Source organism: Frankia sp. CoBUL1, from assembly GCF_978021245.1.
This window is the reverse complement of the sequence record NZ_CDXDOS010000068.1, coordinates 1-15002: the sequence shown is the minus strand read 5'-3', so window position 1 is coordinate 15002 and position 15002 is coordinate 1. Positions and strand designations below refer to the sequence as shown.

The 15002-nt window shown below is 71.7% G+C and carries 11 protein-coding genes; 8 read left to right on the top strand and 3 right to left on the bottom strand.

Translation table 11 applies throughout. The features are described 5' to 3' along the window. Nucleotides 1-35: 35 nt before the first annotated feature. A complete protein-coding gene (locus AC08OX_RS07770; protein ID WP_476607184.1) occupies nucleotides 36-923 on the bottom strand; it encodes an HAD family hydrolase in 888 nt (295 codons plus the stop codon). Nucleotides 924-1179: 256 nt separating this feature from the next. After that, entirely contained in the window at nucleotides 1180-1899 is a 720-nt protein-coding gene (locus AC08OX_RS07765; protein ID WP_476607183.1) for a sigma-70 family RNA polymerase sigma factor, read from the bottom strand. 255 nt (nucleotides 1900-2154) lie between these two features. Between AC08OX_RS07765 and AC08OX_RS07760 the strand changes: the two genes are divergently transcribed. The 8 genes from AC08OX_RS07760 to AC08OX_RS07725 all read left to right on the top strand — a co-directional run bounded on the left by AC08OX_RS07760 (nucleotide 2155) and on the right by AC08OX_RS07725 (nucleotide 12610). Continuing rightward, nucleotides 2155-2466 (top strand): glutaredoxin family protein, encoded by a 312-nt coding sequence (locus AC08OX_RS07760; protein ID WP_476607182.1) that lies wholly within the window; start codon nucleotides 2155-2157, stop codon nucleotides 2464-2466. A gap of 185 nt (nucleotides 2467-2651) precedes the next feature. Then, on the top strand, nucleotides 2652-3794 hold the full coding sequence (locus AC08OX_RS07755) for a redox-sensing transcriptional repressor Rex (RefSeq protein ID WP_476607181.1): 1143 nt from the start codon (nucleotides 2652-2654) through the stop codon (nucleotides 3792-3794). Beyond that, nucleotides 3791-5212, top strand: coding sequence for a glutamyl-tRNA reductase (locus AC08OX_RS07750; RefSeq protein ID WP_476607180.1), 1422 nt, complete (start codon nucleotides 3791-3793; stop codon nucleotides 5210-5212). Before AC08OX_RS07755 ends, AC08OX_RS07750 begins: the two co-directional genes overlap by 4 nt. Next, complete coding sequence (gene hemC / locus AC08OX_RS07745) at nucleotides 5209-6366, top strand: hydroxymethylbilane synthase (RefSeq protein ID WP_476607179.1); 1158 nt, start codon at nucleotides 5209-5211, stop codon at nucleotides 6364-6366. The genes AC08OX_RS07750 and hemC overlap by 4 nt, the downstream gene beginning before the upstream one ends. Before the next feature lie 2 nt (nucleotides 6367-6368). Further along, nucleotides 6369-8192 (top strand): bifunctional uroporphyrinogen-III C-methyltransferase/uroporphyrinogen-III synthase, encoded by a 1824-nt coding sequence (locus tag AC08OX_RS07740; protein WP_476607178.1) that lies wholly within the window; start codon nucleotides 6369-6371, stop codon nucleotides 8190-8192. Next, the gene (hemB, locus tag AC08OX_RS07735; protein WP_476607177.1) at nucleotides 8189-9211 is read left to right on the top strand and encodes a porphobilinogen synthase; all 1023 of its coding nucleotides are present in this window, start codon (nucleotides 8189-8191) and stop codon (nucleotides 9209-9211) included. Before AC08OX_RS07740 ends, hemB begins: the two co-directional genes overlap by 4 nt. A 574-nt stretch (nucleotides 9212-9785) precedes the next feature. Beyond that, nucleotides 9786-10010: a heavy-metal-associated domain-containing protein gene (locus tag AC08OX_RS07730; protein WP_476607176.1), complete on the top strand. Its 225-nt coding sequence runs from the start codon at nucleotides 9786-9788 to the stop codon at nucleotides 10008-10010. A 113-nt stretch (nucleotides 10011-10123) separates the two neighbouring features. Next, nucleotides 10124-12610, top strand: coding sequence for a heavy metal translocating P-type ATPase (locus tag AC08OX_RS07725; protein WP_476607175.1), 2487 nt, complete (start codon nucleotides 10124-10126; stop codon nucleotides 12608-12610). An 18-nt stretch (nucleotides 12611-12628) separates the two neighbouring features. Here AC08OX_RS07725 and AC08OX_RS07720 read toward each other — a convergent pair whose 3' ends face one another. Next, nucleotides 12629-14158: a methionine--tRNA ligase gene (locus tag AC08OX_RS07720; protein ID WP_476607174.1), complete on the bottom strand. Its 1530-nt coding sequence runs from the start codon at nucleotides 14156-14158 to the stop codon at nucleotides 12629-12631. Nucleotides 14159-15002: the final 844 nt, after the last annotated feature.

The window sequence follows — 15002 nt, the reverse complement described above, 5'->3', positions numbered from 1 at the left end:
CCCCCGCTAGGTTCTTTCCCGACGCCGAAGGTGCTCTAGACGCCTGCGGCCCGGCGCCGCAACGCCATGCCGGCGGCGACCCCGCCGGCGAGCGCGCCCACCCCGGCTGCCGTCGGAATGCCGATCTTGGCTGCCTTACGGGCCGTGCGAAAGTCCTTGATCGGCCATTCGCGTTCCCGGGCCACGGTCTTCAGATCCGGATCCGGGTTGATCGCGACCGGGTGGCCCACCAGGGAGAGCATGGGCAGATCGTTGATCGAGTCCGAGTAGGCCCAGCACCGGGACAGGTCCAGGCCCTCCCGCTCGGCGAGTGCCTGCACGGCCTCGGCCTTCGCCTGGCCGTGCAGCAGGCCGCCGACCAGGTGGCCGGTATAGGTGCCCTCGGCGGAGACCTCACTGACCGTGCCGAGGGCGCCGGTGAGGTTCAGCCGCCGGGCGATGACCGAGGCGAGCTCGACCGGGGTGGCCGTGACCAGCCACACTCGCTGGCCCGCGTCAAGGTGCTGCTGGGCGAGCGCGTGCGTACCCGAGTAGATCTGCTCGGCCATCCGTTCGTCGTAGATCTCCTCGCCGTAACGGACGATCTCGGCCACCGTGCGCCCGGCGACGAAGGCGAGCGCGGTCTCCCGAGCATCCCGGATGCCGCTCGGGTCCTCGAGCCCACGCAGCCGGTAGGTGATGTGCTGCCAGCCGAACCGGATCAGGTCACGCGAGTTGAAGAAGTCCCGGGCGGCCAGGCCGCGGGCGAAGTAGAAGATCGAGGCGCCCGCCATCATGGTGTTGTCCACGTCGAAGAACGCGGCCGCCGACTCGTCCAGCGGAGCCCGCGGAACCTCCTCGGCCGCGACCTTCAAGGCGGCGATCGCGGCGGCCTCGGCGGCCTGCCTCGTCGTGGCCAGGTCCCTGCGTCGTCGCACCCTCATCGTCAACTCCATGCTGTCCGGGGCGGAGCAAGGGCTCGGCTCGGGAAGTGACCGGGGCCGCCACCCACCCCTTGTCGCCACCTCCGCGCGCCGCGATCCACGCCATGGTTCGCCGGCACGCCGTCAGAGTACGGTGCGGCACGACTTCGCGGCGGCCGCCGCTCGAACGTGACGGCGGGAAAGTGCCGGTGGAACAACGACCGGGCCGGGGTTGCGACGTGATCTGGGATATCGCTCACGGCGAGGGGCCCGGAGGTCAGGCCGTGCCTGCTGCGGGAAGGGCGCGGGCAAGTGTCCGAATTGCTCTGAACTGCAAGGATTTGACCGCCCCCTCGTTACGGCCCATGGCCAGCGCGGTCTCGCGGACCGACAGCCCTTCGAGGAACCGGAGCGCGACGCACTCCTGCTGGTCCGGGCGCAGTTCGCGGACGGCGTCGAGCAGTTCGCGGCGGGTCAGCACGGCCAGGATCGACTCTTCGGGGCTCGGTACCGTCAGCGCCGTGGCTCGGTGCTCGGCCGCGGCGAGGATGTCCGCCGTCGGGATCTCGAACCGGCACCGCGCCGAGCGGGCCTGATCGACCAGCAGGTTGCGAGCGATGGTGATGAACCAGGCACCGATGTCCCGCCCCTGCCACCGGAACGTGCCGATGGAGCGGAAGGCACGCAGGAAGGTCTCGCTGACGATGTCCTCGGCGGCCACCGGATCCCCGCCCAGCCGGTACAGCGCGTACCGGAACACGAGGTTGGCGTACCGGTCGTAGAGCAGCCCGAAGGCGTTGACGTCACCTCGCCGGGCCCGGTCGACGAGCGCCGTCCGGTCGTCGTCGGCCGGATCGCCCTGAGGGTCTCCGACTCGCTCGCGGTCCTCCCTGGCGCCCACCGGGGACATCGCGTCCTGCCTGCGGAGGGAGCCGCAGCGCGGGGCGACGAGACCGGCGGCGAGGTCGGCGAGGTCGGCGAGCGTGCATTCGGTCACAGCCCGGGCTCCGGAGGATGCGGTCGCGGCAAGGTGGGCCGGAAAGCCCGGCGCACATGGTTCCGTTAGTAGCTGAGTGTAGCCGGAGGAGGGAGCGCGGGAAGTCGGAGATCGTCCGGGCGCAGGCGGGGGCGTCTTCCGGCGAGGTCCGGACCGGACCGCACGCCGGGGCCGGGCCCCTGAACGGGCCTCGGTCCCACCGAGCGGTTCGGAAAGCCACTCGGCGGCGACGGGGATCGCGCCTACCATCGTGGAATGGACGACGGGTTGGAACAGGCGGATTCCGGCCGCAACGGTGTGCGTATCACACTACTCACCCGGACGGGATGTCATCTGTGCGACACCGCGCGGGCGGCGGTCGTCCGGGTCGCCGAGCAGGAGCAGGTCGGGTGGCGGGAGGCCGATGTCGACGCCGATCCCCAGCTTGCCGACGCCTACGGCGACCGGGTACCGGTCATCCTGCTCGACGGCCGGGAACACGGTTACTGGCGGGTGGAGGAGGACCGGCTGCGGCGGGCGCTCGCCGGCGGCCGGTGGGCGCTGCGCCCTGCCAAGGGTGGTCGCTGATCAGGGGGCCGGCTCTCCTCGGCACTTCGTGAATCCCTTCACGAAGTCGTACACTGCCCGAGGACAGCCGACTTGTGGCGCCGACTACCGCACGCCGGGGCTACCGCACGCTGGGTGTCGGCGGGGCCACGGATTCGGGCCCATAGCTCCGGGCGTAACCGCGCGCCTAGAGATCGGAGCCGCGGATGAGTCAACCACGGCGTCGCCCGGCGGTGATCCGGCGACGTACACGTAGTGACACGGCTTCCAGGCGTTCCTCCGACGTTCCGGAGGCGACGGTCGCGCGGCTTCCGCTCTACCTCCGGGTGCTGACGACATTGGCGGAAAGCGGGGTTTATACTGTGTCTTCGGACACGCTCGCGGCCGCCGCCGGAGTCACTCCGGCCAAGGTTCGCAAGGATCTGTCCCATCTCGGTTCCTACGGCACGCGGGGCGTCGGCTACGAGGTGGATGTCCTGCTCGACTGCATCGCCGCGAAACTGGGCCTCACCGAGGACAGAGCGGTTGTGCTGGTGGGAGTCGGCAACCTCGGCCACGCCCTGGCGGGTTACGGCGGCTTTTATGCCAGGGGCTTTCGGATCGTGGCCCTGGTCGACGCGGATCCCGAGCGAGTCGGCGAGCGGGTCGGTGAGGTTGTCGTCAGTCCCGTCGGCGATCTCGAACAGGTGATCGTCCAGGGTCAGGTCACGATCGGGATGATCTGCACGCCGGCCGCCGCGGCGCAGGGGGTGTGTGATCGTCTGGTCGCTGCCGGGGTCACCAGCATCCTCAACTTCGCCCCCACGGTGCTTTCGGTACCCGACGGTGTGGACGTGCGTAAAGTCGACCTTGCCGTGGAACTGCAGATCCTCTCGTTCCATGAAGCACGTAAACGTCCGTCGCCGGCACGGGACACATCACCGAGACGGGGCGCGAGATCCACACCGGGCGCCGGCTCCGGGCGTGACGCCGTGCCGCCGCGCCGGGCGCGCCCGGCGCGGCGGGCGCCCTCGGCACGCGAGGCGCTGCCAGGCGGCGACGAGGTCCTCGCCGCGCTCGGGGCAGCGGGCCTGGACGGGGTGACGAGCGCGGACGGGACGGAGCCCTCCGCGGGCAGGCTGGAGACCGATACGGATGAGGTCGTGCGGGTGACTCGGCAAGTAGGCATGACTCGTCCGGCGGGGGCAGCTCGTCCGGCCGGGATGGCTCGGGACGATCGGCCGACCCGGGATGATCGGGAGGGGGAACCGGGTGCGGTGCGCCTGGAGCACACCGCGGAGCCTGGATCGCCGGCGCGCGGGACGCTGCCGGCCGCGGGAGCGCTGATGGCCGGAGGTGAGGCGTCGTGAGCCTCCTGGTGGTCGGGCTCAACCACCAGACCGCGCCCACGTCGTTGCTCGAACGCACCTCGGTCTCGGCCGAGGACATCCCGAAGGTCCTGCACGATCTGGCCGAGGGCACCCACGTCAGCGAGGCTGTGGTGCTCTCGACGTGCAACCGCATCGAGATCTATGCCGAGGTCGAGACCTTCCACGGCGGGGTCGCCGACATCTCCGACCAGCTCAGCCGGATCTGTGGGATCGACCTCGGTGATCTTGCCGGCCACTTGTACGTCCACCACGAGGCGCGGGCCATCGGGCACCTGTTCTCGGTGGTGTGCGGCTTGGACTCCATGCTCGTCGGGGAGAGCCAGATCCTCGGTCAGGTACGCACGGCCTTCCGGGCCGGTCAGGCCGCCGGGGTGGCGGGCAGCGCGCTGTCCGGCCTGTTCCAGGCCGCGCTGCGGGTCGGCAAGCGGGCCCACTCCGAGACGTCCATCGATGCGGCCGGCGCCTCCATTGTCTCGGTGGGTGTCCGGCTGGCCGCTTCCGGCCTGGACCTCCACAGCGAGGTTCCGGCCGTGCTGGTGGCGCCGCCGGGCGGGCGGGCGCTGGACGGGGGAGGAGCCGCGGCCGAGGGGCTGCGGCACGCCGTGACGCCCGAACCCCCGCGGTTGGCCGGGGCCCGGGTGCTGCTCATCGGTGCCGGCGCGGTGGGATCGCTGGCCGCGCAGACCGTCCGGCGAGCCGGCGCCGGAGAGGTCGTGATCGCGAACAGGACCGCCGCCCGGGCGGCCCGCGTCGCCGAGGCCCACGAGGCCCGGGTCGTCGGTCTCACTGACCTGGCCCACGAGATCACCATGGCGGACCTGGTGATCTCCTCGACCGGCGCGAGCGGTCTCGTTGTCGAGCACGAGCTGGTTGCCGCGGCCCTGCCCGGCCGGGCAGGGCGCCCGCTGGTCTTCCTCGATCTGGCCCTGCCGCACGATATCGACCCGGGGGTGCGCGAGCTGCCCGGGGTGAGTCTGATCGACCTGGACGCACTGCGCATCGCGCTGGACGGCGCCCAGGTGACGCACGACGTGGAGGCGGTCCGCGCGCTGGTCGCCGCCGAGGTCGCGAGCTTCCTCGACCGCCGGCGGGCGGGCCGGGTGGCGCCGACCGTCGTCGCGCTGCGGGCCCACGCCGCCGCCGTGGTGCGTAGCGAGCTCGCCCGGTTGCACACCCGCCTACCCGACCTCGACGATCGGGAGTGGAGCCTGGTGGAGGGCTCGGTCCGGCGCGTCGTCGACAAGCTGCTGCACGCCCCGACCGTGCGGGTACAGGAGCTGGCCGGGGCGCCCGGTGGGGACGCCTACGCCGAGGCCCTGCGGGAACTGTTCGATCTGCCGCGTGAGGTGCCCGCCGTGGTGTCCGTGCCTGACCTTGATCTGCTGGAGTGTTCGTGACGAGTACCGATCCGACGAGTACCGATCCGACGGGTACCGGCGCCACGGGTACCGGCGCCGACCTGCTGGCCCGTTTCGCCGGCCGCCGGCTGCGGCTGGGAACACGGCGCTCGGCGCTGGCGCTGGCCCAGTCCGGGACGGTCGCTGCCACTTTGCGGGCGCGGGTGGGCTGCGCCGTCGAGCTGGTGCCGATCGTCACGGCGGGGGACCGCTCGTCCGGGGAGATCAGCCAGATCGGCGGGACCGGCGTCTTCGTCAGCGCGCTGCGCGACGCCCTGCTGTCCGGCGAGATCGACCTGGCGGTCCACTCGTTGAAGGACCTTCCGACGGCCACCCCACCCGGTCTGGTGCTCGCCGCGGTCCCGCCGCGGGCGGACCCCCGGGACGTGCTGGTCGCCCCGAGCGGGCGGCGCCTGGCCGAGCTCAGGGCCGGCGCCCGGATCGCGACTGGATCCCCACGTCGCGCCGCGCAGCTGCGTGCTCTCGGCCTCGGGCTGGAGGTCGTCACGATCCGCGGCAATGTCGACACCCGGTTGAAGAAGGCCATCGACGGTGAGGTGGACGCGGTCGTCCTCGCGCATGCCGGGCTGGCGCGGCTCGACCGGCTCGATGCCGTCGCCGAGATCCTCGAACCCACGGTGATGCTGCCCGCGCCCGGCCAGGGAGCCCTGGCGATCGAGTGCACGGGCGGTGCCGGGCTCGTCGTGGCCGGTCCGGCGCGCGCTCTGGTGCCCGCCGGGCCGGGTTCAGGTCCCGCTGTGGGACAAACCGGCGGCGAAACGTGGTCAGATGGCGGCCGGCCCGTCGATACGGGCCTCGCCGAGCTGCTACGGTTTGTGCTCGATGACGCATCGTCGTCCGTCGCGGTCAGAGCGGAACGCGCGTTCCTCGCCGGCATCGAAGCTGGTTGTACTGCCCCGGTCGGCGCCTTGGCCGAGCTTCTTCCGGAGCCGGCCGAAGGAGCCGCGGCGGAGGCCGGCGGTGCGCCTCCCGCGGGTCGTCTGTGCCTGCGGGCGGTCGTCGCCGCGCCGGACGGAAGCGATGTCCTCCGGCGTGACGTCACCGGATCCGCCGTCGACCCGGAGGCGCTTGGGCAGCGCCTCGCGGACGACATGCTGTCCGCCGGAGCACACTCGCTGATGGGAACCCGCTGAGCATGGCCACCCGACGAACGAAGAAGCCCGTCTCCCCGGTCGCCCTGGTGGGTGCCGGACCGCGTGACCCCGGACTGCTCACCGTCCTCGCGGTCGAGACCCTGGCCGCCGCCGACCTGGTGGTGGCCGATCCCGAGGTGGCGCCGGCGGTGGTGGAGAACCTCACCGCCGAAGTGCTGCGCATCGGCGACCTCGAGGCGCCGAAGCCGGTCCGTGACGCGGAGGCGGCGACCGCCGCGGTGGTGAGCAGGGCCCGTGCCGGTGACAAGGTGGTCCGGCTCTACGCCTCCGATCCGTGGCTGACCCGCATCGGCGCCGCGGACGCCCAGGCGCTCGCGAAGGCCAAGATCCCCTATCGGGTGGTGCCCGGCATCCTCACCGGCGCCGCGGTCGCGACCTACGCCGGGGTCGCCCCGGGCGTGCCGGTCACCTTCGCCAGCACCTCCGGGGTCTTCTCGTCGTCGGGCACCGTGCCGGCGTCCTCGCCGTTCGGCGGGAGCGAGCCGGTGGGTCCGCTCACCGGTCCTCCGTTCGGGGCCTCGCGGTTGGGCGGACGGCCGATCGCCGGTCTCGGGGGCGGGCTCGGCGGTGGCCTGGGAACCGGCGGGTTCGGCTCGCCGCTGGGCCTCGGTGCCCCGGGCGGCTTCGGCGGGTTCGGTGCGCCGATCTCCTCCCCCGGTGACCTGGACTGGGGTGCCCTCGCCCAGACCCCGGGCACCCTCGTGGTCACGGCGGCACCGACGGAGGTCGGCAAGGTCGCGGCGGCGCTCGTCGAGCACGGGCGGCCCGGTGACACCCCGATCGCGGTGACCGTGGACGGCACCACCACCGACCAGCGCACCGTCACCTCGACGCTCGACCGGGTCGAGGCGGACACGGCACCGCTGTTGACCGCGGCCCCCACCCCGATCACCCAGGTCGTGCTGTCCATCGGCCCGGTGGTCGCGACCCGCGGCAAGCTCTCCTGGTGGGAGACCCGGGCGCTGTTCGGTTGGACGGTGCTGGTCCCGCGGACCAAGGAACAGGCGGCGATCCTGTCCGACCTGCTGCGTTCGCACGGCGCAAGCCCGCTGGAGGTGCCGACGATCGCCGTCGAGCCCCCGCGGACCGCCGCCCCGATGGAGCGCGCGATCACCGGTCTGGTCTCTGGGCGCTACCAGTGGGTGGCCTTCACTTCGGTCAACGCGGTCAAGGCGGTGCAGGAGAAGGTCGAGGAACGCAGCCTCGACGCCCGCGCGTTCGCGGGGGTCAAGGTTGCGGCGATCGGCGAGGCGACGGCCGACGCGCTGCGCACCTTCGGTATCCGGCCCGATCTCGTCCCGTCCGGGCAGCAGTCCAGCGAGGGGCTGCTGGCGGACTGGCCGGACTTCGACGACACCCTCGACCTGCTCGACCGGGTGCTGCTGCCGCGCGCCGACATCGCCACCGAGACCCTGGTTGCCGGCCTGAAGGAACGCGGCTGGCAGGTCGATGACGTGACGGCCTACCGCACCGTGCGTGCCGCTCCGCCGCCCGCATCCATCCGGGAGGCGCTGAAGGGCGGCCGGGTCGACGCGGTCGTCTTCACCTCATCCTCGACCGTGCGCAACCTGGTCGGCATCGCCGGCAAGCCCCACGAGACGACGGTGATCGCCGTGATCGGTCCGGCGACGGCCGCCACTGCCCAGGAGCTCGGGCTGCGCGTCGACGTGCAGGCTCCGGAGGCGTCCATCCCCGCCCTTGTCGGGGCGCTGGCGGAGTTCGCTGCCGAACACCGGGAGGAGCTCGGGAAGATCGGGCCGCTCGCTGCGCGGTTGCCGAAGCCACGGCGAGGCTCGCGGCGGTGAGGGCGCAGGCCCGGGGGAACGGGGCCGAGGCCGGCTATCCGACGGCACGTCCCCGCCGGCTGCGCCGCTCGTCCGCGCTGCGCCGGCTGGTCTCGAACGTGCGGTTACACCCGTCCGACCTGGTGCTGCCGATGTTCGTCAAGGAGGGCGTGGCCGATCCCGTTCCGCTGGCCTCGATGCCTGGTGTCGTCCAGCACACCCGCTCCTCGCTGCGGGGGGCGGCCGTCGAGGCCGTCGAGGCCGGCGTGGGCGGGCTCATCCTGTTTGGTGTGCCCGCGGAGAAGGACGCCTGGGGCTCGGCCGCCGACGACCCGGACGGCATCGTCCAGCTCGCGCTCGCCGATCTTGCCTCCGAGGTCGGTGGCGACGTTGTCCTGATGACGGACCTGTGCCTGGACGAGTACACCGACCACGGGCACTGCGGTCTGCTCACCGACTCCGGGGAGGTCGACAACGACGCCACCCTGGCGCGCTACGGCGCGATCGCCGTAGCGCAGGCCCGTGCGGGTGCCGAGGTCGTCGCGCCGAGCGGGATGATGGACGGCCAGGTCGGCGCGATCCGGGCCGCGCTGGACGCGGAGGGCTTCGTCGACCTGCCGATCATCGCCTACTCGGCGAAGTACGCTTCGGCGTTCTACGGGCCGTTTCGCGAGGCCGCCGAGTGCGCCCCGCAGTTCGGGGACCGGACCGGTTATCAGCAGGATCCGGCTCGCTCGGCCGAGGAGGCCCGGCGCGAGGCCGCGCTCGACCTCGCCGAGGGCGCGGACGCGGTGATGGTGAAACCGGCGTTGGCCTACCTGGACGTGCTGCGGGCGGTGGCCGACACGGTGGACGTACCGGTGGCGGCCTACCAGGTGTCGGGCGAGTACGCGATGGTGGAGGCCGCCGCGGCGGCCGGGTGGATCGACCGGGACCGGGCGATCGACGAGACGCTGACCGCGATCTCCCGGGCCGGGGCGGACATCATCCTGACCTACTGGGCCACCGAGGTTGCCCGCCGCCTGGCCGCCGCCCGCTGACCGTCCCCCTCGGTGACGATTCCTGTCCGCCGGCAGGTTTCTGGACAGGCATCCGGGCGGGAGGCCGCGCTCAACGGAGCGGGCCGCGCCGGACCGGTGGGTGACCACCGCGAGACGGCGCCCCGACGTGCCGGGTCGTGGATGCCCGGCTGATGTGCCGGTCGTCCGTCCGCGCAGGATCTGATGGACTCTGGACCACCCGGCCGTATTGCGATGCGCTGATGTGATGCGCTCCCGTCGCCCAGCTGGCGGCCCATCCGGTCACAGTCCCGCGCGCCTGCTCTCCACGATGGTGCCGGAAGCTCGACATGCGCGGAAAGTGTTCGGCATGTTGCCCGAAGTGGGCCGGCGGGTTGGCCAAGGTGGGGCTGTGCGTCGCGGCCTTCCCGTGTCGGCGTGGGTGGGATCTCCCCCGTGATGATCGGCCATTGGTTCGGAAGATACCCCCACCGGGTACTGGTACACCATACGGGGGGAGGGTATGTTCGGGAGGTGGGACGGGCGCCGGTGGGTCGGGCAGATCCATCGGGACCGGGGGCGGCTTACAAGAGGAGACGAGGAGACGGGAACGGCCATGACGACAACCGCCTACACGACCACCTACACGGTGGCCGGGATGACCTGCCAGCACTGCGTCCGATCCGTGACCGAGGAGCTCGCGCGGCTGCCGACCGTGTCGGACGTCGCCGTGGACCTGGCCGAGGGTCGGGTCACCCTCGTCAGCGATGGCGTCGTCGAGGACAGCGCCGTCCGGGAGGCCGTTGCGGAGGCCGGATACGAGCTTGTCGGGCGGGCGTAGCGCTTCGGTGGTGCCAACGGTGCCGGTGGTCGGCGGGTGTGTCCGCTCCCACCGCCCGTGACCGGCGGTACCTTCCGGTCCGCCGTCAGGAATCCGCCGTAAGGGGAGAGCTGATGACCACTCTCGACGTCGGAAGGGGTCACCCCGCGCGGATCGAGCTCGCGATCGGCGGGATGACCTGCTCATCGTGTGCCGCGCGGGTGGAACGCAAACTCAACAAGCTGGACGGCGTCACCGCTTCGGTGAACTACGCCACCGAGAAGGCCACCGTGACCCTCGCGGACACCGAGGCCCCCGCGGTCCGTCTCGACGATCTGATCCGCGTGGTCCAGGCTGCGGGCTACTCTGCGGCCCCGGCCGCCGGACGCGCGGCTGACACCGGGGCCGAGACGGCGGCTGGCACCGAGGCCGTAGCCGGCACCGAGGCCGAGCAGGTGGCGGGTGCGGCGGATGCCAAGGACGGCGGCGGCACGCAGGACGACGCACCCGGCGCGGCGCTGCGGGCGCTGCGTGTCCGGCTGGCGGTCTCGGCGGCGCTCGCCATGCCGGTGATCGTACTGGCCATGGTGCCCGCCTGGCAGTTCGACTATTGGCAGTGGGTCTCGCTGGCCCTGGCGACGCCGGTCGTGCTCTGGGGAGGCTGGCCGTTCCATCGGGCCGCGGCCCGGGGCGCCCGGCACGGTGTCGCGACGATGGACACCCTGGTCTCCCTCGGAACGCTGGCCGCCTTCGTCTGGTCGCTGTACGCCCTGTTCCTGGGCGGAGCGGGCGAGCCGGGGATGCGGCACTCGTTCTCGTTCACCGGCGGATTCCCGGGCCCGGAAGCCTCGGCCGGCGAGATCGTCCACTCGGGGAGTGGTCACGGCACCGGCGGCCGTGCCCACGGCGGCGCGGGCACGGCCCTCTACCTGGAGGTCGCCGCCGGGGTGACGGTGTTCCTGCTCGCCGGCCGATTCCTGGAGTCACGTGCCCGCCGGCGTTCCGGCGCGGCCCTGCGGGCGCTGCTCCACCTCGGGGCGAAGGACGTCACCGTGCTGCGCGTCCGGCCGGCGGACGGCGCGCGGGGGACTGGCCCGCGACGGGTCGAGGAGCGGATCCCGGTCGAGGCGCTGCGGATCGGGGACGAGTTCGTCGTCCGTCCGGGCGAGAAGATCGCCACCGACGGCGTCGTGCTCGATGGGCTGTCGGCGGTGGACGCGAGCATGGTCACCGGCGAGTCGGTGCCCGTTGAGGCCGGCCCGGGTGACGCGGTTGTCGGGGCGACGGTGAACGTCGGCGGGCGGCTCGTGGTCCGGGCCACCCGGGTCGGTGCCGACACGCAGCTGGCGCGCATCGCCCGGCTCGTGACGGAGGCCCAGAGTGGCAAGGCCCGCGTCCAGCGCCTCGCCGACCGGGTCTCGGCGGTGTTCGTTCCGGTGGTGATCATTTTCGCACTCGTCACCCTCGGGGTCTGGCTGGCTCTCGGGCAGCCGGCGACCGATGCCTTCACCGCGGCCGTCGCCGTGTTGATCATCGCCTGCCCCTGCGCGCTGGGCCTGGCCACGCCGACGGCGCTGCTGGTCGGGACGGGACGCGGTGCGCAGGTGGGCATCCTCATCCGCGGCCCGGAGGTGCTGGAGTCGACGCGGCGGGTCCAGACCGTCCTACTCGACAAGACCGGCACGGTGACCAGCGGGCGGATGCAGGTTGTCGCGGTGCTGCCGGCTCCCGGGGAGGACGCCGCCGAGGTGCTCCGGCTCGCCGCGGCGGTGGAGGACGCGAGCGAGCACCCCATCGCCCGGGCGATCGCCGACGCGGCCAGGGAGCACGCGGTGGCCGTCGGTGTGCTGCCGCCGGTCGCGGACTTCGCGAACACCGCGGGCCTCGGCGTGCGCGGCACCGTCGAGGGGCATGCGGTGCTCGTCGGGCGGCCCCAGGTGTTCGCGGAACTCCCGGACGCGCTCGCCGCCGAGCTGGACCGGGAACGGGCCGCCGGGCATACCGCCGTCGTGGTCGGCTGGGACGGCCGTCCCCGTGGACTGATCAGTGTCGCCGACACGGTGAAGCCCACCGCGGCCGCGGCCGTCGCCGATCTGCGTCGGCTCGGGCTGCACCCGGTCCTGCTGACCGGGGACGCCGAGGCGGTCGCCCGGTCCGTCGCCGCCGAGGTCGGCATCGCGGCCGAGGACGTCATCGCCGAGGTCCTGCCCGAGGAGAAGGTCGCTGCGGTCCGTCGCTTGCAGGCGCAGGGCCGGGTCGTGGCCATGGTGGGCGACGGGGTGAACGACGCCGCCGCGCTCGCCCAGGCCGATCTGGGCCTGGCGATGGGCGGCGGCACCGACGCGGCGATCGAGGCGTCGGATCTGACGCTCGTCAACGCGGATCCCCGCCTGGTGGCGGATGCCATCCGACTGTCGCGCGCCACCCTGCGCACGATCAAGGGCAATCTGTTCTGGGCGTTCGCCTACAACGTGGCCGGGCTACCGCTTGCCGCGACCGGTCTGCTCAACCCAATGATCGCGGGGGCGGTGATGGCGTTCAGCTCCGTCTTCGTCGTCACGAACAGTCTGCGGCTGCGGCGTTTCACCGCACTGCGGCCGGCCGGGGCGGGTCCGGCCTGAGCGGGTCCGCGGCGTCGGTCAGGTCGTGGCCGGTTCGGCCGGCGGGGCCTCCAGGCGCGGGAACACCGGGCTGGGACCCGCGACCCGCGACCCGCCGTCGCCGCACTGCGCGGCGATGCGCGGTGCCGAGTCGGGCAGGAAGGGCGCGAGGTGCTCCGCCAGCTCCCGGCACGTGGCGACCAGTTCGGCGAGGACTGCGTCGAGGGCGTCGCGCGACGCTCCCTCCTTGCGCTCCGCCTTCGCGAGCTCCCAGGGCCGGGCGGCCTCCACATAGCGGTTACCCTCGTCGCCGATCCTCGTGATGACCTCGGCCGCCCGGCGGAAGTCGAAGGCGGCGAAGGCGTCGTCGATCGTCCGGGGGGTCTCGTCGCGCGCTGCCCGCAGCTTGGCGGCCGCGGGATTGTCGGGGGCGAGCGGGGGAATGAGCCCGTCCCGGTACCGCTTCACCATCGACACGGTCCGGTTGACCAGGTTGCCGATGTTGTTGGCGAGGTCTTCGTTCGCGCGGGTCACGAGCCGTTCGGTCGTGTAGTCGGTGTCGCCGGCTCGGGCGACGTCGCGCAGCATCCACCACCGCAGCGCGTCGGTGTTGAAGGCGGCGACGATGTCGGCGGGATCCTCGGCGTTGCCAGCCGACTTGCTGATCTTCATGCCGTCGGCGGTGAGATACTCGTGCACGAAGATGGTGTCGGGCAGGCGCACCCCGGCCGAGAGCAGCATCGCCGGCCAGTAGACGGCGTGAAAGCGGATGATGCCCTTGCCGATGACGTGCACTCGCCTGTCGGCGTCGTTCCACCAGTACTGGAAGCTGTCGTCGTCGTTGCCGTACCCGGGGGCGGTGATGTAGTTCCCGAGCGCGTCGAACCACACGTAGATGACCTGCTCGGGGTCGCCGGGGACCGGGATACCCCAGCCGCGGGCCCGGCTCATGCTCCGCGACGCGCTGAAGTCCTCCAGACCGGCCTCGATGAAGGACAGCACCTCCCGCTTGCGGGCGGCGGGCTCGATGCGCAGCCGGTCGGTGGAGATGAGCGCGTGGAGCTGGTCCTGATAGCGGCTCAACCGGAAGAACCAGTTGCTCTCCTCCACCAGGTCGGGAACGGTCCCGTGTTCCGGACAGCGGCCGTCCACCAGCTCGTCGGGCTGGTAGAACAGCTCGCATCCCACGCAATACAGACCGGCGTAGGTCTTGCGGTAGAAGTCCCCGCGGTCGGCGCAGGCCGACCACAGCTTCTCGACTCCCGGCCGATGACGGGGGTCCGTGCTCGTCTTGATGAAATCGTCGAACGAGAGGCCCAACGGACCGCGAAGGCCCACGAACCCGGTGGCGACCCGCTCGACGTACTCGGCGGGTGTAATCCCCTCGGCCTCGGCCGCCTGGACGTTCTTCAGGGCGTTGTCGTCGGTGCCGGTCTGGAACCGGACCTCGTGGCCGCGCTGACGAAGATGACGTGCGTACGCATCGGTCTCGATCAGTTCGAGAGCGTGACCTACGTGCGGCTTGCCGTTGACGTACGGAATCGCCGTCGTCGCGAAGTAGCGGCCCATCTGGTGTGAGTCCTTCCGCCCCGGTAGCAGCCTCACCGACGAGGCTCCGTCAGGGCCTCGTCGGTCAGTCTGTCAAGACGCGCGGAAGAGGCCGGACGGCATATGCATCATCATCTGGCTGGCCGGCGTCTCGACCGTGGCATGTGTCCTCGACACAGGGTGAATCCTACGCGACCTCGCGCCCGGTAGCCTCGCGGGGAGCGTGGCCCGGTCCGCATGATTCGGATCATGGTTTCCGACTGCGGTCGCCATAGACGCTGACCACCGCGTTCATGCCCATGCGGGCCATCGCGGCCGGCGCTGCCGGCACCCCCCGTCGGTCGGCGCCGGGCTGCTTCCGCCGATCGTGACAACGATTGTCGGCGGAGGTACGTCGTAATCGTCGCCGTTCGCCAGACTAATCCGGGTCTCGACAACGATTCGCGGGATGTGGCGTTGATGTACTTTGTCCATCGAATTATGGCTCCCATCTTCAGGGTTTTCTAAGAATCACAGAAAGGCTTCATGAAAAACACACGAGAATCACATGTGATCTGCCGCCAAACGCTTCCGGCCATCTCTGGCGCGAACACGCCGGGCGCAATCCAGCCAGGCGCCGGTGCGCACGGCTAGTCTTCCCATCGCAAGTAGTCGATCGATATTTTTGATGACGGGAGAATCATGACAAGATCCCTGAAGAGGAAAGCGGTGGTCGCCTCCCTGTCCGCCGTGTCGGCAGTCTGTGTGACGGTGGGACCGGCGGCTTCAAGCGCCTGGGCCGACGACCGCGTTCCCGTGCGGAGTGTCAACCGGCGGAATCAAGCGGTCATGGCGACACATGCTTTGCCAGCAGAACGTTGAGGAC

Excerpts from the sequence above, each read along its gene's own strand:
- AC08OX_RS07740 (WP_476607178.1), top strand. The coding sequence starts at position 6,369 with ATGGCCACCCGACGAACGAAGAAGCCCGTCTCCCCGGTCGCCCTGGTG.
- AC08OX_RS07760 (WP_476607182.1), top strand. The coding sequence starts at position 2,155 with ATGGACGACGGGTTGGAACAGGCGGATTCCGGCCGCAACGGTGTGCGT.
- AC08OX_RS07730 (WP_476607176.1), top strand. The coding sequence starts at position 9,786 with ATGACGACAACCGCCTACACGACCACCTACACGGTGGCCGGGATGACC.
- AC08OX_RS07770 (WP_476607184.1), bottom strand. The coding sequence starts at position 923 with ATGAGGGTGCGACGACGCAGGGACCTGGCCACGACGAGGCAGGCCGCC.
- AC08OX_RS07755 (WP_476607181.1), top strand. The coding sequence starts at position 2,652 with ATGAGTCAACCACGGCGTCGCCCGGCGGTGATCCGGCGACGTACACGT.
- AC08OX_RS07725 (WP_476607175.1), top strand. The coding sequence starts at position 10,124 with ATGACCACTCTCGACGTCGGAAGGGGTCACCCCGCGCGGATCGAGCTC.
- AC08OX_RS07720 (WP_476607174.1), bottom strand. The coding sequence starts at position 14,158 with ATGGGCCGCTACTTCGCGACGACGGCGATTCCGTACGTCAACGGCAAG.